The sequence below is a fragment of the Pseudomonas sp. Tof1 genome, from assembly GCF_055390395.1.
Genome location: NZ_AP024344.1, coordinates 4,222,541 through 4,239,935 on the forward strand (window position 1 = coordinate 4,222,541; position 17,395 = coordinate 4,239,935).

Annotated in this window: 19 protein-coding genes and 1 pseudogene; 15 read left to right on the forward strand and 5 right to left on the reverse strand. The window is 65.2% G+C overall.

All coding sequences use genetic code 11. The annotated features are described in order from the left end of the window. Nucleotides 1-31 precede the first annotated feature (31 nt). Nucleotides 32-1,051 (forward strand): LysR substrate-binding domain-containing protein, encoded by a 1,020-nt coding sequence (locus ACZ5KU_RS18970; RefSeq protein WP_464736016.1) that lies wholly within the window; start codon nt 32-34, stop codon nt 1,049-1,051. On the opposite strand, the pseudogene ACZ5KU_RS18975 reads toward ACZ5KU_RS18970, so the two are convergent. After that, a pseudogene (locus ACZ5KU_RS18975) lies at nt 976-2,165 on the reverse strand (MFS transporter). The gene ACZ5KU_RS18970 and the pseudogene ACZ5KU_RS18975 overlap by 76 nt on opposite strands. A gap of 109 nt (nt 2,166-2,274) precedes the next feature. Here ACZ5KU_RS18975 and ACZ5KU_RS18980 point away from each other — a divergent pair. Beyond that, nucleotides 2,275-2,709, forward strand: a complete 435-nt coding sequence (locus ACZ5KU_RS18980; RefSeq protein ID WP_054058130.1) for a DUF6678 family protein — start codon at nt 2,275-2,277, stop codon at nt 2,707-2,709. Nucleotides 2,710-2,717: 8 nt separating this feature from the next. Here ACZ5KU_RS18980 and ACZ5KU_RS18985 read toward each other — a convergent pair whose 3' ends face one another. Next, a complete protein-coding gene (locus ACZ5KU_RS18985; protein WP_416769395.1) occupies nt 2,718-3,602 on the reverse strand; it encodes a LysR family transcriptional regulator in 885 nt (294 codons plus the stop codon). Nucleotides 3,603-3,747: 145 nt separating this feature from the next. Here ACZ5KU_RS18985 and ACZ5KU_RS18990 point away from each other — a divergent pair, with 145 nt between their 5' ends. Genes ACZ5KU_RS18990 through ACZ5KU_RS19000 form a run of 3 tightly spaced genes read left to right on the forward strand, consistent with a single transcriptional unit; the run spans nt 3,748 to nt 6,871 of the window. Then, entirely contained in the window at nt 3,748-4,950 is a 1,203-nt protein-coding gene (locus tag ACZ5KU_RS18990) for an MFS transporter (RefSeq protein WP_464736017.1), read from the forward strand. A 59-nt stretch (nt 4,951-5,009) separates the two neighbouring features. Continuing rightward, on the forward strand, nt 5,010-5,990 hold the full coding sequence (locus ACZ5KU_RS18995) for an MBL fold metallo-hydrolase (RefSeq protein WP_054063673.1): 981 nt from the start codon (nt 5,010-5,012) through the stop codon (nt 5,988-5,990). Nucleotides 5,991-6,013: 23 nt separating this feature from the next. Next, nucleotides 6,014-6,871 (forward strand): alpha/beta fold hydrolase, encoded by an 858-nt coding sequence (locus ACZ5KU_RS19000; RefSeq protein ID WP_054060861.1) that lies wholly within the window; start codon nt 6,014-6,016, stop codon nt 6,869-6,871. 21 nt (nt 6,872-6,892) lie between these two features. Here the strand turns inward: ACZ5KU_RS19000 and ACZ5KU_RS19005 are convergent, their stop codons facing one another. After that, nucleotides 6,893-7,429 (reverse strand): helix-turn-helix domain-containing protein, encoded by a 537-nt coding sequence (locus ACZ5KU_RS19005; protein ID WP_054060862.1) that lies wholly within the window; start codon nt 7,427-7,429, stop codon nt 6,893-6,895. Nucleotides 7,430-7,565: 136 nt separating this feature from the next. Here ACZ5KU_RS19005 and ACZ5KU_RS19010 point away from each other — a divergent pair, with 136 nt between their 5' ends. The 3 genes from ACZ5KU_RS19010 (at nt 7,566) to ACZ5KU_RS19020 (ending at nt 10,078) form a co-directional block, all read left to right on the forward strand. Further along, a complete protein-coding gene (locus ACZ5KU_RS19010; protein ID WP_054063671.1) occupies nt 7,566-8,348 on the forward strand; it encodes an aldolase in 783 nt (260 codons plus the stop codon). 45 nt (nt 8,349-8,393) lie between these two features. Then, a complete protein-coding gene (locus ACZ5KU_RS19015) occupies nt 8,394-9,287 on the forward strand; it encodes a dihydrodipicolinate synthase family protein (protein ID WP_419735740.1) in 894 nt (297 codons plus the stop codon). A gap of 62 nt (nt 9,288-9,349) precedes the next feature. After that, nucleotides 9,350-10,078: a type 1 glutamine amidotransferase gene (locus tag ACZ5KU_RS19020; RefSeq protein WP_464736018.1), complete on the forward strand. Its 729-nt coding sequence runs from the start codon at nt 9,350-9,352 to the stop codon at nt 10,076-10,078. Between the two features lie 6 nt (nt 10,079-10,084). Here ACZ5KU_RS19020 and ACZ5KU_RS19025 read toward each other — a convergent pair whose 3' ends face one another. Further along, complete coding sequence (locus ACZ5KU_RS19025) at nt 10,085-10,543, reverse strand: metallophosphoesterase family protein (protein WP_464736019.1); 459 nt, start codon at nt 10,541-10,543, stop codon at nt 10,085-10,087. Between the two features lie 187 nt (nt 10,544-10,730). Between ACZ5KU_RS19025 and ACZ5KU_RS19030 the strand changes: the two genes are divergently transcribed. The 7 genes from ACZ5KU_RS19030 (at nt 10,731) to ACZ5KU_RS19060 (ending at nt 16,373) form a co-directional block, all read left to right on the forward strand. Then, on the forward strand, nt 10,731-11,165 hold the full coding sequence (locus tag ACZ5KU_RS19030) for a hypothetical protein (protein ID WP_464736020.1): 435 nt from the start codon (nt 10,731-10,733) through the stop codon (nt 11,163-11,165). Nucleotides 11,166-11,497: 332 nt separating this feature from the next. Then, nucleotides 11,498-12,796 (forward strand): NAD(P)/FAD-dependent oxidoreductase, encoded by a 1,299-nt coding sequence (locus ACZ5KU_RS19035; RefSeq protein WP_054060868.1) that lies wholly within the window; start codon nt 11,498-11,500, stop codon nt 12,794-12,796. 49 nt (nt 12,797-12,845) lie between these two features. Then, nucleotides 12,846-13,211, forward strand: a complete 366-nt coding sequence (locus tag ACZ5KU_RS19040; protein ID WP_054060869.1) for a cupin domain-containing protein — start codon at nt 12,846-12,848, stop codon at nt 13,209-13,211. A gap of 51 nt (nt 13,212-13,262) precedes the next feature. Beyond that, a complete protein-coding gene (locus ACZ5KU_RS19045; protein ID WP_464736021.1) occupies nt 13,263-13,922 on the forward strand; it encodes a helix-turn-helix transcriptional regulator in 660 nt (219 codons plus the stop codon). 85 nt (nt 13,923-14,007) lie between these two features. After that, nucleotides 14,008-14,832 carry a molybdenum cofactor biosynthesis F family protein gene (locus ACZ5KU_RS19050; RefSeq protein WP_464736022.1) on the forward strand — a complete coding sequence of 275 codons (825 nt, stop codon included), beginning with the start codon at nt 14,008-14,010 and terminating at the stop codon, nt 14,830-14,832. Beyond that, nucleotides 14,825-15,625, forward strand: a complete 801-nt coding sequence (locus ACZ5KU_RS19055; RefSeq protein ID WP_054063664.1) for an SDR family NAD(P)-dependent oxidoreductase — start codon at nt 14,825-14,827, stop codon at nt 15,623-15,625. Before ACZ5KU_RS19050 ends, ACZ5KU_RS19055 begins: the two co-directional genes overlap by 8 nt. Then, a complete protein-coding gene (locus ACZ5KU_RS19060; protein ID WP_054057540.1) occupies nt 15,618-16,373 on the forward strand; it encodes an SDR family oxidoreductase in 756 nt (251 codons plus the stop codon). The genes ACZ5KU_RS19055 and ACZ5KU_RS19060 overlap by 8 nt, the downstream gene beginning before the upstream one ends. Before the next feature lie 57 nt (nt 16,374-16,430). On the opposite strand, the gene feaR is transcribed toward ACZ5KU_RS19060, so the two are convergent. Then, nucleotides 16,431-17,393 (reverse strand): transcriptional regulator FeaR, encoded by a 963-nt coding sequence (feaR, locus tag ACZ5KU_RS19065; protein WP_464736023.1) that lies wholly within the window; start codon nt 17,391-17,393, stop codon nt 16,431-16,433. Nucleotides 17,394-17,395: the final 2 nt, after the last annotated feature.

Genomic DNA, 17,395 nt, shown 5'->3' on the forward strand with positions numbered 1-17,395 from the left:
TTGGCAGGCACTCATCAATGGCGGAGTTTCCATGTTCTCGTCTGAACGACTCAAGGGTATCGACGTCTTCGTCACGGTGGCGGACCTTGGGAGCTTCACGGCCGCGGCGGAGCGTTTGAGCCTCAGCAGTTCGGCCGTCAGCAAAAGCGTGGCACGCCTGGAAGGCCGGCTGGGCCGGCGGCTGTTCAATCGCACCACCCGGCGACTGGCCCTGACCGAGGCCGGGGTGGTGTTCTACAAGACCTGCGCTTCGGTTCTCGCCGACCTGGAGGAAGTCGAGCACGCCCTGGTGGCCGAGAGTGATGAGCTTCACGGAAAGATTCGGATAGACCTCCCCGCCGCCTATGGCAGGTTGCACGTGCTGCCGTTGATCCTGGAGTTCGTCCGTGCCCACCCGTTGCTGCAGCCGCATATCTCCTTCTCCGACCGGTTCGTCGACCCCGTGCATGAAGGTATCGATGTTCTGGTGCGCATCGGTGGCCCGGACACCTGGCCGGCCGCACTGGGCCATGAGTATTTCGGCTCCCAGCGGATGATGTTCTGCGCATCGCCTGCCTACATCGAGACTCACGGGGCCCCCCGGACCGAACGTGACCTGGATGACCACCATTGCGTCGGTTACGGTCTGGCCGACGGCAGGGTCAGCCCCTGGTATTTCAAGGGCCGACTACCGGGCGATATCGAGCGCCGGGTTGTCCAGGCCCGAATCGCCGTGGGAGATGGCGAAGGCGAAGTCGCGGCCATTCTGGCGGGACACGGCATTGGCCAACTGCCCACCTGGCTGATTCAGAACCACCTCGAGGCCGGCACCCTGGTGGAAGTCCTGCCCGACCTGGCCCTGGACAGCATGCCGATGAACCTGGTCTGGCAGAAGAGCCGCGAGGGCTTGCCCAAAGTGAGGGCACTGCTGGACTACCTGCTCGCACGCCTCTGCATCCATGGCACGCAGGTCGTCCCCCGGACCGCGCCGCCCCCTCACTCGGATGGGGCCAGCCGGGACACCATCGGTATCAGGGCCAGGGCACTCACCGCGACGACAGCCGCCACATAACCGACAGACTCGACTCCCGCGTGCGTGATGGTCAGCCCGCCAATAATCGCACCCAGCCCAATACCGGCATTGGCGGCAGACACATTGGTGGTACCGGCCAGGGCCTGGGAATGACTGACCGAACTCATGACCCTGACCTGGCTGACCGGATAAAGCGCCGTGTTCGCCACGCCCCAAAGGCCCAGGGCCAGGCAGAACACGATGCCCAGCTGTGCCAGCGGCACGACTGCGCCCATGCCGATCGCGAGCAGCACCAGGAACAGTGCAGAAGCCTTGATCGGCGATTGGTCGACGATCCTGCCGCCAAGCCAGTTGCCGACCAGGCCAATGGCACCGAAGCCCATCAACCACCAACCGACATGCGCGGAATCGACGCCGGCCACCCGTTCGAGGAGGTCCGCCAGGTAGGTATAGGCCACGAACATCGCGGTAAACACCAGTACCGAGAGCATCACGTTGGCGAGGAAGAACGGCTCCCTGAAGATTCGGGCCTGTTGACGCCAGTCGACCTTGGGTGCCCGTTCAACGCCTGGCATACAGGTCATGATTGCCAGCGCCATGATCAGCGACAGGCCGGCCAGCACCCAAAAGGCCCCTCTCCAACCGATGAGGTGGGCGGCCACGGTACCCAGCGGAATTCCCAGCAGCATGGCCGCGGAAATACCCAGGTAGACTCTGGAAATCGCCTGCCCGGCTGCCTGCGGGCCAGCGAGTTTGCCTGCGGTTTCGCTGGCCGTTCCCAGAAGACCGGGAGCATGAGCGCAGGAACGATTCGCGCGACCGCCAGCACCCAGAAGTTCGTGGAAGCAGCGGCCAGTGCGTTGGCGGCGGCGAAGAGCAGGAGGATCGCGATGAACAGCTTCTTTCTGTCCAGATGCGAAAGTGCGGCGGTAAGCGGTGGGCCGAAGATCATCACGGTGAAGGCGAACAGCGTGACGAGTTGGCCGGCCAAGGCAATCGAAAGGTTCAGGTCACGCGCCAGCGCCGGCAAAAGCCCCACGATCAGGAACTCGGTGGTCACGATCAGGAACGCCGAGAACGCCAGGATCGCAATGCTGAGCCGGGTGCCTCTGGCTGCGCAAGCGACGGGGCGGGTTGAATCGTATGCCGACATCAGAATGTCTCTCCAGTGGAAATGGGAGCATTCTATTTATTATTTTTTGTCCGATTTAGGGCATCTAGTCATTTATCAAGCGAACCAGATTCATCAATCGTGAGGGCACATGAACGAATTTCCCCGGGCCGGCACCGGCCATGACGACGCGATGCGCAAGAAAATCCGTGCCGCCGTCGCCACCAGAAACCTCGCCAGCGCGGCGAACAACACCAAATGGGATGAGCTGATCGAGTATTTCCGCGAACGCGATGGCTGGTCGCCGTCCTATCGATCCAAGTACGTCACCGGCTATATCTCGGGCTGGGACGTCGAGTGGTTCTGCCACCTGCCGTTTCCCTTCGCCGGCGTGGAATGGTTCGATATCGGCCTATGGGAAATGGCCCCGTCACAGGGCCGGCTGCTGCCCCAGACGATCATCGATCACACCGATGAGATCACGACGGTCGTCGCCCGCATCGGCTTCGAGTTCGAAGTGCGCAACGATGTGCTGCGAATCTGGGGCTACCTGCCCAAGTCCTACGAGGATTTCCCGCCGGCCTGACAGGCCGGTCAGCTCGGCCTTTGCTGGATGTGGCTCTCCAACGCATCGATGAACATCCGTACCTTGAGCGGCACCAGCCGCGCCGTGGGGTACACCGCCCAGATGGCCAGGGGCTCGGGTTCGGCATCCGCCAGCACCAGTCGTTCGACGGCACCTGCGGCGAGGGCCGGTTCGACGTACCAGCTGGACAGGTTGGCAATGCCCAGCCCGCCTGCGCAGGCTTCGTACAGCGCATCGATGGAACTGGCGGCAAACCGCCCCGCCACTCGCTGCCGGACGCTCTTCTCTGCGCACACGAACGACCAGTGCGAGGTCCCCGAGATCACCAGGCAGTCATGGGCTGACAGCTCTGCCAGCGAGGCGGGCCGCCCATGGCTTGCCAGATAACCCGGTGCGACACAGAGCACCCGGGGGCTGTCGGCCAGGCGCCGCGCCACCAGTCGGTTGTCCCGCAAGGGCGCGATGCGGATCGCCACGTCGATGCCCTGCGCAACGATATCCACCTGCTCGTCGGTGGAAAGCAGGTCGACCCGCAGTGCCGGGTGCTGGGCCATGAACGAGGCCAGCATCGGCGCCACCACCTTGCGGGCGAAGGCGGCCGATGCGGTGATACGCAGGTGCCCGGACAGCGCATTGCCGTGGGGACGCAGATCGGCCAGGGCATTGGCCCGCCCTTCGAGCAGCGCCTGCGCGTGCGGCAGGAAGGTCTCGCCGTCGCTGGTGGGCGACAGCGAGCGGGTGGTGCGGTGCACCAGCCGCACGCCGAGCTCGGCCTCCAGGCTGTTCAGGCTCCGGGAGGCGGCCATCGCCGTCAGGGACAACCGGCGGGCCGCCCCGGCGAGGCTGCCAACCTGTACCGCTTCGACGAAGACCTCGACATCCTCAAGCTTCATTACATCGATTTCCGTTAGATTGCCTTAACGATTTCAACATCTACACCATTTCCGGTTATATCGCCATAGTTGCCCCCACATCACGACGCCCTCACGGCCTCACTCTCTGAGGCAGGTGGAACGGGTGATCGCGCAAGGGCAGATCATGAACAGCACAACCGCACTCGCAGAACAGACAAGCGCCCCACCAGGGATCAATACCGGGCTCACCTTCGCCATGGCCGCCTCCGCCGGGCTGGCGGTGGCGAACATCTACTACAACCAGCCGATGCTGGGCATCCTGGAGAACGAGCTGCCCGGCAGCCTCACGGCACTGGTACCGACCGCCACGCAGCTGGGCTATGCCATCGGCCTGTTCGCCCTGGTGCCCCTGGGCGACCTCATCGAACGCCGTCGCCTGATCATGACCCAGTTCGCGCTGCTGGCCGCGACCCTGATCGCCGCCGCCCTGGCCCCCACCGCGGCGGTCCTGCTGATCGCCTCGTTCCTGCTCGGCATGACCTCCACCGTCGCGCAGCAGATCGTGCCCTTCGCCGCTCAACTGGCGCAGCCGGAGCGGCGCGGCGCCGTGGTCGGCACGGTCATGTCCGGGGTGCTGTGCGGTATCCTGCTCAGCCGGACGCTGTCCGGTTTCGTCGCGGCGCATTATGGCTGGCGCGCCATGTTCTGGCTGGGCGTACCCCTGGCCCTGTTTGCCGGCACGCTCATGGCCGTGGCCCTGCCCCGCAGCCTGCCCAGCGCCAAAACGTCCTATGCCCGCCTGATCGGTTCGATGCTGCACCTGTGGCGCGCCCACGGTGAGCTGCGTGTGGCGGCGATCACCCAGGCGCTGCTGTTCGCCGCCTTCACCACCTTCTGGACCGTACTGGCCCTGCGCCTGGAGCAACCCGGTTTCGACCTCGACGCCCAGGCCGCCGGCCTGTTCGGCATCGTCGGTGCCATCGGCATCCTGGCCGCCCCGATGGCCGGGCGCATCGCCGACCGTCGCGGCCCGCACAAGGTGATCATCGTCGGCACCCTGCTGACATTCGCCTCGTGGCTGCTGTTCGGCCTGTGGACCTCCCTCACCGGCATCGTGATCGGCTGCATCCTACTCGACTTCGCCGTGCAGAGCGTCCTGGTCTCCAACCAGCACATCGTCTACACGCTCCAGCCGCAAGCCCGCGCCCGCCTGAACACCCTCTTCATGGGTTCGATGTTCCTCGGCGGTGCCGCCGGCGCGGCGGTCGCGACACAGGTCTGGCAGAGCAGCGGCTGGCTCGGCATCTCGGTGCTGGGCGCGGCACTGGCGATCGTCGCCACCCTGGTGCAACTCACGGCCATCCGCGGCCGCCACAGCCTCTGCTGAATCAGCCAAGCGGCAAGCCCCCAATCCCACTCACCGAAATGAACGTTAAGAGTCCAACCATGAAAAATCTCGCAAGCCTCCTCGCACTGGCCAGTCTGGCCTTCATCGACCAGGCGCTGGCAGAGGCCCCCGAGCCGGTTCACCAGCAAGTCCCCGGCTATTTCCGCCAGGCCGTCGGCAACTACGAAGTCACCGCCCTCTTCGACGGCTACAACGACCTGTCACCGGGCCTGCTCAAGGGCCTGTCGCCCGAGAAAATCCGTGGCCTGCTCAAACGCCAGGCCATCGGGCCGGACCGGATGCCCACCACCTTCAACGCCTACCTGATCAACACCGGCAAGCACCTGGTACTGGTCGACAGCGGGGCTGGCCACTGCGTGCCGCAGACCGCCGGGCAACTGGTGCCGAACCTCCAGGCTTCCGGCTACCAGCCGGCCCAGGTCGACACGATCTTCCTGACGCACCTGCACCTGGACCACGTCTGCGGTCTGGTCGACGCACAGGGCAAGGCGCTGTTCCCCAACGCCACGGTCTATGTCGCCCAGGCCGAAGCCGACTTCTGGCTGAACCCACAGCGAAAGGCCAACGCACCGGAAAACGCCAGGGAATACTTCGATATCGCCCAACACGCCCTCGCGCCCTACCAGGACAGCGGCCGACTCAAGACCTTCACCCCACCCGCCTCGCCGATCCCGGAAGTGCAAGCGGCCTACGCCATCGGCCATACCCCGGGCAGCACGGTCTATCGCTTCGCCTCGAACGGTTCGGCGATCAGCTTCATCGGTGACCTGATCCACAACGCGGCCGTGCAGTTCGACCATCCCGAGGTCGCCATCCGCTTCGACGTCGACCCGAAAAAGGCCGTCAAGGCACGCCAGGACGAGTTCTTCCAATTGGCGGCGGACGGTGAATGGCTGGCGGCGGCCCATCTGCCGTTCCCGGGCATCGGCCATGTCACCCAGGCGGGCAAACACTTCACCTGGGTGCCGGCCCTGTATGGCCCCTACACCCGTGCAGCCGACGTTCCCTTGCTGAAATAACCCCTGCCCAAAGGAGCTTCAACATGAAAAGCTACACAGTGACGGCCAACGGCATCCGTCAATTCGTGGTCGAGGAAGGCGCAGGCGCCCCGGTCATCCTGCTGCATGGGTTCCCGGAAACGAACTTCGCCTGGCGCTACCAGATCCCGGTGCTGTCGAAACACTTCCGGGTCATCGCGCCGGACCTGCGCGGCTACGGCGAAACCGACAAGCCGGCCGCCGGCTACGACAAGCGCAACATGGCCCGGGACATCCGCGAACTGATGCGCGAGCTGGGTATCGAGAAGGTCGCGCTGGTGGGCCACGACCGTGGCGCCCGCGTGGCCACCCGCTTCGCCAAGGACTACCCGGAGCTGGTGGACCGCCTGGTGGTGATGGACAACGTGCCGACCCGGATCGTCGCGCGGGACCTGAATGCCTCGATCGCCAAGGCCTACTGGTTCTTCCTGTTCCACCTGGTGCCGGACCTGCCGGAGGCCCTGATCGCCGGCCGCGAACACATCTGGCTGCGGCATTTCTTCTCGGACTGGACCTACGACCCGTCGACCATCAGCGGCGAAGCCTTCGACACCTACGTCCGGGCTTACCAGGCTCCAGGCGCGGTACGCGGGGCGATGGCCGACTACCGGGCCAACGCCGAGGATATCGCCCAGGACCTTGAGGATGCCGAAGTGAAGATCGCCTGCCCGGTGATGTCGCTGTGGGGCAACGACTTCCACGCGGTCGGCAAGCTCTTCGACATGGCCAGCGTCTGGGCGGAGATGGCCGACAACCTGCAGGCCTACCCCATCGAAGCGTGCGGGCACCTGCCCCAGGAAGAGCAGCCGGAGAAGGTCAATGAACTGCTGCTGAACTTCCTCGAGGGCTGGCGCGGCAAGTGACCCGTCGAGCGGGCCCCTTCCTCACTCGGAGCTGTGCACCACCACCAGCAGCTCCGCCTGCTCCGATGAAACCGTGCGGATGCGGTGGGACTTCTGCGCATTGAAATGCAGGGCGTCCCCCTCCTCCAGGATCAACCGTTCGCTGCCGAAGTCGACCTCGACGCTGCCACGGTGCACGTAGACGAACTCCTCGCCCAGGTGCTCCTTGAACGCCGAGTGCCCGAATGAACGTGGCGGATAGACCAGGAACGGCAGCAGCGCCCGCTGGCCGATGTGTCGCGCCAGGGGCACATGGGTCGGCGCCGGCGGATCCCCGGCGGTGTCCCGCTGCTGCCGACGAACCAGACTGTAGCCCTCCTCGGGCACCGCTTCGGAACTGAACAGTTCCTCGGCCGGGGCATTGAGCGCCTTGGCAAGCTTGAGCGCCACCGCGATGGAAGGCGAACTCATGCCCCTTTCCACCTTCGACAGGTAGCTCTTGGTCAGCCCGGTATGCCCGGCCAGCTGCTCCAGGGTCATGCCCATCTTCTTACGCAAAATTCTCAGCTGCACCGACATCCAACGCCGTTCCTTCAAAAATAATGACACAAGTATTGTTTATGACACAAAGTGTCATTAAGATCATCCGTGTGTCCTGGTGTCGTTGCAGCGGCCACCAGGCAAACATCGTCCACTTCCCGCTCAGGTACCGACCGTGACCACGACCCTGCAGACCCCGAAGGACCAGCTCGTCAAGCTCGCCGAGAAGCAGATGCTGACGGCGCTGATCGATAATACCTACACCCCGCGGCAGAAACTCGCCCTGACCTGCCGCATCCTGTTCGACGGCGGGCATGACTCGGGCCTGGCCGGCCAGATCACCGCCCGCGCGGATGAACCGGGCACCTATTATACGCAACAGCTGGGCCTGGGCTTCGACGAGATCTCGGCGTCCAACCTGCTGGTGGTCGACGAGGACCTGAACGTGCTCAACGGCCGCGGCATGGCCAACCCCGCCAACCGTTTCCACAGCTGGCTGTACCGGGCCCGCCCCGACGTGAACTGCATCATCCACACCCACCCGCTGCACAGCGCCACGCTGTCGATGCTGGAAGTGCCGCTGCAGGTGTCGCACATGGACATCTGCCCGCTGTTCGACGACTGCGCATTCCTCAAGGACTGGCCAGGCGTGCCGGTGGGCAACGAGGAAGGCGAGATCATCTCGAAGGCCATTGGCGACAAGCGCGCCATCCTGCTCTCGCACCACGGCCTGCTGATCGCCGGCGGCTCGATCGAGGAAGCCTGCGTTCTCGCCCTGCTGTTCGAACGCGCCGCGAAAATGCAGTTGCTGGCCATGAGTGCCGGCGAAATCCGCCCCATCCCCGAAGCGCTCGGCAAGGAAGCCCACGACTGGATCTCCACGCCCAAGCGCCACGGCGCCGCCTTCAGCTACTACGCGCGCCGTGCCCTGCGTGCCCATGGCGATTGCCTGAGCTGATCGAAGCGGTACTCACTCCCAGAAAACAGTCAAGAGGTGCCTTGCATGTCCACTCCTCAGATTCGCGGCGTTATCGGCTACACCATCACTCCCTTCGCAGCAGACGGTTCGATCGACCTGGCGGTCCTGGGCCACTCCATCGACCGCCTGATCCAGTCCGGCGTGCACGCCATCGCGCCGCTGGGCAGCACCGGCGAAGGCGCCTACCTCGCCGACAGCGAATGGGAATCGGTGGTGCGCTACAGCCAGGAAAAAATCGCCGGGCGCGTGCCCAGCGTGGTCAGCGTTTCCGACCTGACCACCGCACGCACCGTGCAGCGGGCACAGTTGGCCCAGGCCTGCGGCGCCACGGCGGTGATGGTGCTGCCCGCCTCCTATTGGAAGCTGACCGAGACGGAAATCGTCGACCACTACAAGGCGGTCGGTGCGGCGATCGATATCCCGATCATGCTCTACAACAACCCGGGCACCAGCGGCACCGACCTGTCGGTGGAACTGATCCTGCGCATCCTGAAGGAGGTGAAGAACGTCACCATGGTCAAGGAGAGCACCGGTGACATCCAGCGCATGCACCGCCTGTACCAGGCCACCGGCGGCCAGGTGGCGTTCTACAACGGCTGCAACCCGCTGACGCTCGAAGCCCTGGTGGCCGGTGCGGCCGGCTGGTGCACTGCGGCGCCGAACCTGATTCCACAACTGAACCTGGCCCTGTGGGACGCGGTGCAGCATCACGATCTGCAACAGGCCCGCGACCTGTTCTACCGCCAGTACGAGCTGCTGGAGTACATCACCCGTCGTGGCCTGCCGACCACCATCAAGGCCGGTTTGAACATGCTCGGCCTGGACGTCGGTGCGCCGCGCCTGCCATTGCAACCGCTGGACCCGCAGGGCAGCGCCTACCTCAAGGGCCTGCTGGACGAGCTGGCAGTCGCCCGCTGAGCCCACTGGCAAGCTGCCCGGCGCCGGGCAGCTTGCGCTCCTGCCACTCAAGAGAACCTCCCATGAAAGTCCACTTCATCGTTCACGAAGCGTTCGAGGCACCGGGTGCCTATGAAACCTGGGTCAGGGAACGAGGCCATGCCGCCAGCTACTCCCGCGTGTACGCCAACCAGGCACTGCCGGCCAATGCGGACGCGATCGACCTGCTGGTGATCCTCGGCGGCCCCCAGGACCCGGCCACCACCCTCGAACAATGCCCGCACTTCGATGCGGCCGCCGAATGCCGCCTGATCGGCCAGGCGATCGACTCGGGTAAAGCGGTCGTCGGCATCTGCCTGGGCTCCCAGCTCATCGGTGAGGCGCTGGGCGCCCGGTTCGAGCACAGCCCGGAAAAGGAAATCGGCAAATTCCCGATCCGCCTGACCGACGCGGGCAAGGCCAACGCCAAGTTCGCCCACTTCGGCGACGTCCTGCAGGTGGGCCATTGGCACAACGACATGCCCGGCCTGACCGCCGACGCGACGATCATCGCGACCAGCGAAGGCTGCCCCCGCCAGATTGTCGAATACAGCAAGCTCGTCTATGGCTTCCAGTGCCACATGGAATTCACCCGTGAGGTCGTCGAGCTGCTGATCGCCGCTTCCGAGCGCGAACTGGCCACCCTCCTCGATCGCCGCTTCGTCCAGCAGCCGGCGGCCCTGCGGGCGAACGACTGGGAAGAGATGAACCAGACGCTGTTTATCTTTCTGGACAAGCTGGTTGAAGAGTACGCAAACGCCCGCGCCGCGTGAGGGACTTCACTCCAGCAACAACACCAACCGAGACTCGATCGACGCCCCCTGCACGTCCAGCAGCGCCAGCGTCACTGGCAGCTTGAAACGTCGCGGCCCGGCACTGCCCGGGTTCAGGTACAGGCATTCGCCGCGCCATTGGCTCAGCGGCTTGTGCGAGTGGCCGGTGATCACGACCCTGATCGTCTCATCCAACAGGGCCGGCACATCGGCAAGGTCATGAACCAGCAGGGTCAGCCAGCCGTCCAGGTCCAGGCGCAGAACGTCAGGCAGATGCCCGGCCCAGGGCAGGTTCTGGTCGTTGTTGCCCCGCACGACGAACAGCGGAGCGATGGCGGACAGTCGTTCGAGCACCTCGGGTTTGCCGATGTCACCGGCGTGAATGATCCGCTCACAGCCCTGCAAGGCGGCAATGGCCTCGGGACGCAGCAGCCCATGGGTATCGGAAATCACGCCCACTTTCATATCAGCTCCCTACCCACGCCATTCGTCGTCCTTTTCCCAGATTATTCAAACTTAGCCTTCCTCGCCTTCTTCCAAACATCAGGGACGACACGATTGCCCCCACCCCCGTCGGCCAGGCCGCCTGCGCGAGAGGAATGACGGCACGGGACGCCGGAAACACGATCCATTCTTGCACGAGGAAAATCCGATGAAATCATCCATCGCAAGACTTCTGACAGCAGCCGGCCTGGTCTGCGCCTTCAGCACGGCAGTCCTCGCCGCCGGTACCACCGGCACGGGAACGAACGGCACCATGGGCAACACCGGCAACGGTGCCTCCTCATCGACGCCGGGCTCGACCGGGTCAGGTTCAGCCCTGCCGCCAGGCTCCTATCCGGGCAGTTCGCAAAGCGGCAACGGCGGTAATGCCAGTGGCAGCAGCACCAACCCGGGCTCCGGCAACACCAGCGGTGGCGAAGGCGACGGCGGTGCGGGCAACGGCGGCAGCGGCGGGACCGGTTCTGGTTCCGGGGCGCCTCTGGCGGAGCATCCGGTGGCGCGGCTGGCGGTGGTGCCGGTGGCGGCGCGGGCGGCGGTTCAGGGGGTTAAGGTCGTATCGCCCCTGTGCCGGGTGGCCGGTTGAAACACCGGTCACCCCTGACCCCGCAAAGAAGCGCCTCAGGTGCGCGCCATTGTCCGTCCCACCCCTTCCCCGCCTGTGTTTCGAAACACGCCCCGGCCACAGCACTTGCCCAACGCCCTCCTTCAGCCATCATGTCTTGAGTTGACCCTCCATTTCCACCTGAGCGTGGGGCGGTCCCGGGACGGCCTTGCCCGCCCTGGCGCGCTGAATCAAAAAAACCGGCACAGAGAATCAAGACATCCGCCGCGCCAGGGCTCTTAATGGACGTCATCGACGACAGAGTCTCCCGGACTCCCTGCCTTGAGCTTTCCTTCACTTTTTCAGGCTGCGCCATGATCACTATCGAAACGCCCACCTACTACACGGCCACCAAGAAATACAACCTCAGTTTCCCGACCCTGGAACAGGATGTGGAAGCCGACGTTGTCGTTATCGGCGGCGGTTTCTCCGGCATCAACACGGCCCTGGAGCTCGCCGAAAAAGGCATCACCAACATCGTCGTGCTGGAAGCGCGCTACCTGGGCTTTGGCGGCACCGGGCGCAACGGTGGGCAGATCATGGCCGGGATCGGTCACGACCTGGAAAAGATCAAGAAAGACGTGGGCGAAGACGGCCTGCGGCGGATCTTCGAGATCAGCGACCTGGGCGCCGACATCATCAAGAACCGCATCGCCAAGTACGATATCGATGCCGACTTCTGCCACGGCTACGGCTACATGGGTTTCAATGCCCGCCAGGAAAAGACCCTGCGCGCCTGGGAGAAGGACTTCAAGTCGATCAACAGCCAGCACGAGATCCGCTTCCTGGCGGGCTCCGAGGTCAAGCAGATCATCGGCTCCGATGCCTACAGCAGCGCCCTGCTGCACATGGGCGGCGGTCACGTGCACTCGCTGAACCTGCTGCTCGGCGAGGCCAAGGCGCTGGTCGGCCATGGCGCGCGGATTTTCGAGAACAGCCCGGCCCTGGAAGTGCGCTACGGCGAGCAGATCACCGTGCGCACCGGACGCGGCTCGGTCAAGGCCAGCAAGCTGCTGTGGGCCTGCGACAGCTTCCTCAACAAGCTGGAACCGGAACTGCATCGCTCGACCATCAACACCTACGCCTTCCAGATGATGACCGAGCCGCTGTCGGAGGAACTGATCAACCGCATCAGCCCGATCCGCGGCGCCTACAGCGACATTCGCCCGGTGATCGACTACTACCGCGTCACCAACGAGAACCGCCTGCTGTTCGGCGCAGCCACCCCGCTGGTCGAGCACATCCCGCGCGACCTCAAGGCCTGGAACCGCAACCTGATGCTGAAGATCTTCCCCTACCTCAAGGACGTGAAGATCGACCTGGCCTGGGGCGGCCCGATGGCCTGCAGCCCGAACCTGTTCCCGCAGATCGGCACATTGCCGGGCCGGCGCAACGCCTTCTACGTCCAGGGCTACTCCGGTTTCGGCGTGACCCCGAGCCACATCATCTGCAAGGTGCTGGCCGAGGGCATGAGCGAAGGCTCGGCGCGCTACGACCTGGTCAGCTCGATCCCGCGCCCGACCATCATCGGCAAGGACGTGATTCGTCCACTGCTGCTGACCGGCGGCAAGTCCTGGCACCAACTCTCGGGCTACTGGAACGGGCGCCGCTGATGGCCAAGGCGCCCTTCCCTTTCATTTCCACTCATCAGGAGCAACTGCCATGACCCTTACCACCGTGAAGAAAGATGTCCAACTGTCCGAGCTCGATGCCTGGGGCACCGTCGCCGACCTCGGCTCGCAGATCCTCGAAGGCGAAGTGCGCGCCTTCGGCAAGATGACCTTCGGCGCCCCGACCGACCCGGTCAGCAGCGCCTACTTCGGTACCACCCAGGGCAAGTTCCGCATGGTCTATCCGTTCGCCGAACAGGCCACCGTGGTGACCGGCGAAGTGATCCTGACCGACGAGAACAGCGGCCAGAGCACCCGCTACAAGGCCGGTGACAGCTGGTTCGTGACCAAGGGCACCCCGGTGCTCTGGGAAGTGGTCAGCGAAAGCTTCGTCAAGCACTACTTCGCAGTCGCCTGACCAACCCGGCTGCCGGCCCCACCGGCAGCCCACCGACGAGGCCGGGCGCGCATGCACAGCATTCCCCTCCAGGAAGTCGCCCAGCATTGCCTGGGCGCCTTCACGCAACTGGTCCCGGCCAGTCGCGCCGCCTTCTACCGCGTCGACCGCGACCTGCAGGCCCGTGATTTCCGCCTGCTGGGCATGACAGGCGAGATGCACCGCGACTACCTCGACCACTACCGTCAGTTCGATCCCCTGCAACCGCGCAACTGCCTGTCCAGCGGGCTGGCCGTGGTGCCTATCGGGCTGGCCATGACGCGCCAACCCAGACGCGACAACCAGCGCTATGCCGACTTTCTGCGGCGCCACGGTATCGTCGACGTGGTGGAGATCCTCGCCCATCGCGCCGGCCACCCCCAGGCCGCGATCTCGCTGCTGCGTACGGCCGACCTGGGGCCCTTCGACACCGAACAACTGGCTCGACTCCAGGCCCTGCAATCACTGCTGCAACTGGCGGTCGCCAACCTGCAGCCCTGCGAGGACCCGCTGCTCGACCTGACCCCCAGGGAGCGCCAGATCGCCCACCTGCTGCGCCAGGGCGCCAGCAACAAGCAACTGGCCCAGGAGCTGGAGGTCAGCCTGGCGACCATCAAGACCCACCTGATCAACCTGTTTCGCAAGACCGGTGCCAGCAGCCGCACCGAACTGGTGGTCCACCTCTTTTTCTAGCCCACCTCAACCATCCGGTTGATAGGCGGGCAAAGCCGCCAGCGGCATGATCCGGCAGGTCCATCCAAGCAACCGGAGCTTCATCATGACCGCAAACAATAAAGACTGGATCACCGTTGGCGCCCTGGCCGACGGCTTCGCCCCGCAAGCCTTCATCCTGCCGAATCTGGCCGACCTGCAAGGCAGGGCCTTCACCCTGCACTTCGCCAATGGCTGGCAGATCGAGCACCGCTTCGAGCGCGAAACCCTGTCCTGGAACGCCGCCGACGGTCACTCCAGCGGCACCGCGAACTATCGGGCAACCTCCGTACGCCCCGGCCTGTACCTGGTGGATTTCATCAAGCACGAAAGCGGCCAGGCCTGGTCGATCAGCCTGGTGCTCGACACCGACAACGCCGCCTTCACCGCCGTGATCGGCCGCATGCCGAGCGCCGAGCAGACGCGCGAAGGACTCTACAGCCGCGCCCTGGCCGGCAAGGACCTGACCACGGTCGAGGCCGAGTTCCTGCATGGCAGCCTCGACCGCCCCTGGCGGGAGGGCCACTGCCCCCACGCCCCGACCAACGAACTGAGCGGCCTGCGCAACCATTACCGCTACAGCCCGAGCGAAGTCTACGAACACATCTATCTCAACGACCGGTTCTACACCTGGCAGTGCCTGGAAGGCGTGGAAAAGGGCCTGTGCGATACCGATCGCTGCCATTACTACAAGATCGCCGATCAACTCTACCTGTTCGTCTGGCGCGAAAAGATCGTCCCGACCCTCGGCCTGGTCTTGATCGACCTGCAACAGCACCGCAGCGACGGCAAGATCTTCGGTTATGCCGGCGCCTCCTTCGACGAGCTGTCGAACTTCCCGGTCAGTTCCTACTGCCAGGTCCTGAACCGCACGGAGTACCCCGATGCCTGAACCACGGACCCTCGTCATCACCGGTGCCGGAACCGGCATCGGCGCGGCCTGTGCCCGGCTGTACGCCGCGCAGGGCGACAACCTGGTGCTGATCGGCAGGCGGCGCGAACCGCTGGAACAGGTCGCCAGGCAAACCGGTGGCCTGGTGCTGGTCGGCGATGCCGCCTGCCCGGATGCCTGGGACGACTTCATCGCCCGCATCCGCCAGCGCTATGCCCGCCTCGATGTGCTGCTGGCCTGTGCCGGCGGCCACGGCCTGGGCAGCGCCACCGAGACCACCCCGGAAGGCTGGCAGGCGGCGCTGCGCAGCAACCTCGACAGCGCCTTCTACAGCGCCCGGGCCTGCCTGCCCCTGCTACAGGAAACGGCTGGCAACATCGTCCTGATCGGCTCGATCGCCTCCCTGGCGGCGGGCCCGGAGGTGTGTGGCTACACCACGGCCAAACATGCCCTGCTCGGCCTCAACCGCTCGCTGGCCAGGGACTATGGGCCCCACGGCGTGCGGGTGAACGCCGTATGCCCGGGCTGGGTGCGTACGCCCATGGCCGATGAGGAAATGCAGCCGCTGATGGACCGGCACGGCGAAACCCTGCAGCAGGCCTATGCCCGGGTCTGCGCCGACGTACCGCTGCGCCGCCCGGCCAGTGCCGAGGAAATCGCCAGGGTCTGCCGTTTCCTCGCGTCCGACGACGCCTCGATCATCACCGGGGCGACGCTGGTCGCCGACGGCGGGTCGAGCATCGTCGACGTGCCGACCCTGGCTTTTGCCCACAAGGAGCCCGCCCATGCCTGAAGACCTGGATTTCAGCGGCCGCCATGTGCTGGTCACCGGCGGGGCCCAGGGCATCGGCCGGGCGATCGTCGAAGCCTTCGCCCTGCGTGGCGCCCACGTGGTGATCGCCGACCTGCGCCTGCCTCAGGCCCGGGAACTGGCCGACGAGTGGCAGGCCAGGGGCTGTCGGGTCGAAGCCTTGTACGTTGACCTGGCGAATGCCAGCGCAGTGTTCGAGCTGGTCGCAAAACTGGAGCAGTTGGACATCCTGGTGCACAACGCCGGGTACTTCCCGCTGACGCCGTTCGCCGAAATCACGCCGGCGATGCTCGAACGCACCCTGGCGGTCAACCTCTCGGCGCTGTTCTGGCTGACCCAGGCGGCGCTGCCGCTGTTCCGGCGCCAGGGCCGTGGCTGCGTACTGGTCACCTCCTCGGTCACCGGCCCGCGGGTGGCCTATCCGGGGCTGAGCCACTACGCGGCGTCCAAGGCCGGCGTCAATGGTTTCATCCGTAATGCGGCGCTGGAACTGGCTGCCGACAATGTCCGGGTCAACGGGGTCGAACCGGGCATGATCGCCACGCCGGCCATGGACAACCTGGGCGATGCACAACAGAGCGCGGCGATCGCCAGCCGGGTGCCGCTGGGGCGGCTGGGCCAGGCGGCGGACATTGCCGCGGCCATGCTGTTCCTGGCCTCGGACCTGGCGGGCTACATCACCGGGCAGACGCTGGTGGTCGATGGCGGGGCGACCTTGCCGGAGGTGTGATCAGGCGCTTGCAGAAACAGGAAAGGGCCAACTGGCCCCTTTTTTACGCCCGCCCAGTCACGCCGCGCCCAACGCCTGCTGCAGATGGCTGGAACGAAAATCCTTGGGCGACAGCTCGAACTGCTTCTTGAACGAACGGCTGAAGTGCGCCGAATCGGTGACCCCCCACTTGTAGGCGATCGAGGTGATCGACTCACTGCGCAGCAACGGGTTGGTCAGGTCATCGGCACTGCGCTTGAGCCGCGCCCGCTGGATGTAGCGGCAGACGCTGTCGTCCTGTTCCTCGAACAGGCGGTACAGGTGCCGTACCGAAATGTTCAGGCGGTTGGCCAGGCCTGCGGGACTCAGGCCGGGCTGGCTCAGGGACTCGTCGATGACCTTCTGCACATAGCTGCGCAGGCTGCTGCCCTGCAGTGGCGTGGCCTCCTCCCCCGGGTCCTGGTCTTCCTCGAACGCCGAACCGAGCAACGACACGAAGGCCGACTGCAGGGCCTCGCCCTCAGCGGCCACGCCGGCGCCCACCGAGGTGTCCTTGCACAACTGGTCGACCAGCACGTGCAGCATCCGCCCGCAGGCCTTGCTCGAGGAGATCTTGCCGAAGGTCCGCGACTGGCCGCCGAGCTGTCGGCACACCTCGTGGCGGGACAACGACAGCGAAACATGTTCGATCAGGCCGAACGGGCTGATCTCGATCGCCCCTGCCGAATCCATCAGCAGCAGGTCACCGGGCGCCAGGCGGATGCTCTGGCCGTACTGGGTGATCTGGCAATAGCCGCCACGCTGGCTGACCAGGAAGCAATCCTGCTCGTTGTCATGATCGGCATTGGGCCGATCACGCCTGATCAGCCCGGCATTGGTGCGCAAGGTCGCCAGCGGCAGACCCCCTCGGGAAAACTCGGACACCTCGCCGATGAACAGCGCACGGTGGCAGGCCAGCTCCGTGTCGAAATGACCACAGGCGGCACGCAGGTCGCGGTTCCAGGTTTCCAGACCGTCTGGCACGGATTGATGGATGCTCATGG

Bases quoted from the DNA above. Each gene is read 5' to 3' on its own strand.
- ACZ5KU_RS18970 (WP_464736016.1), top strand. From the start codon at position 32: ATGTTCTCGTCTGAACGACTCAAGGGTATCGACGTCTTCGTCACGGTG.
- ACZ5KU_RS18980 (WP_054058130.1), top strand. From the start codon at position 2,275: ATGAACGAATTTCCCCGGGCCGGCACCGGCCATGACGACGCGATGCGC.
- ACZ5KU_RS18985 (WP_416769395.1), bottom strand. From the start codon at position 3,602: ATGAAGCTTGAGGATGTCGAGGTCTTCGTCGAAGCGGTACAGGTTGGC.
- ACZ5KU_RS18990 (WP_464736017.1), top strand. From the start codon at position 3,748: ATGAACAGCACAACCGCACTCGCAGAACAGACAAGCGCCCCACCAGGG.
- ACZ5KU_RS18995 (WP_054063673.1), top strand. From the start codon at position 5,010: ATGAAAAATCTCGCAAGCCTCCTCGCACTGGCCAGTCTGGCCTTCATC.
- ACZ5KU_RS19000 (WP_054060861.1), top strand. From the start codon at position 6,014: ATGAAAAGCTACACAGTGACGGCCAACGGCATCCGTCAATTCGTGGTC.
- ACZ5KU_RS19005 (WP_054060862.1), bottom strand. From the start codon at position 7,429: ATGTCGGTGCAGCTGAGAATTTTGCGTAAGAAGATGGGCATGACCCTG.
- ACZ5KU_RS19015 (WP_419735740.1), top strand. From the start codon at position 8,394: ATGTCCACTCCTCAGATTCGCGGCGTTATCGGCTACACCATCACTCCC.
- ACZ5KU_RS19020 (WP_464736018.1), top strand. From the start codon at position 9,350: ATGAAAGTCCACTTCATCGTTCACGAAGCGTTCGAGGCACCGGGTGCC.
- ACZ5KU_RS19025 (WP_464736019.1), bottom strand. From the start codon at position 10,543: ATGAAAGTGGGCGTGATTTCCGATACCCATGGGCTGCTGCGTCCCGAG.
- ACZ5KU_RS19030 (WP_464736020.1), top strand. From the start codon at position 10,731: ATGAAATCATCCATCGCAAGACTTCTGACAGCAGCCGGCCTGGTCTGC.
- ACZ5KU_RS19035 (WP_054060868.1), top strand. From the start codon at position 11,498: ATGATCACTATCGAAACGCCCACCTACTACACGGCCACCAAGAAATAC.
- ACZ5KU_RS19040 (WP_054060869.1), top strand. From the start codon at position 12,846: ATGACCCTTACCACCGTGAAGAAAGATGTCCAACTGTCCGAGCTCGAT.
- ACZ5KU_RS19045 (WP_464736021.1), top strand. From the start codon at position 13,263: ATGCACAGCATTCCCCTCCAGGAAGTCGCCCAGCATTGCCTGGGCGCC.
- ACZ5KU_RS19050 (WP_464736022.1), top strand. From the start codon at position 14,008: ATGACCGCAAACAATAAAGACTGGATCACCGTTGGCGCCCTGGCCGAC.
- ACZ5KU_RS19055 (WP_054063664.1), top strand. From the start codon at position 14,825: ATGCCTGAACCACGGACCCTCGTCATCACCGGTGCCGGAACCGGCATC.
- ACZ5KU_RS19060 (WP_054057540.1), top strand. From the start codon at position 15,618: ATGCCTGAAGACCTGGATTTCAGCGGCCGCCATGTGCTGGTCACCGGC.
- feaR (WP_464736023.1), bottom strand. From the start codon at position 17,393: ATGAGCATCCATCAATCCGTGCCAGACGGTCTGGAAACCTGGAACCGC.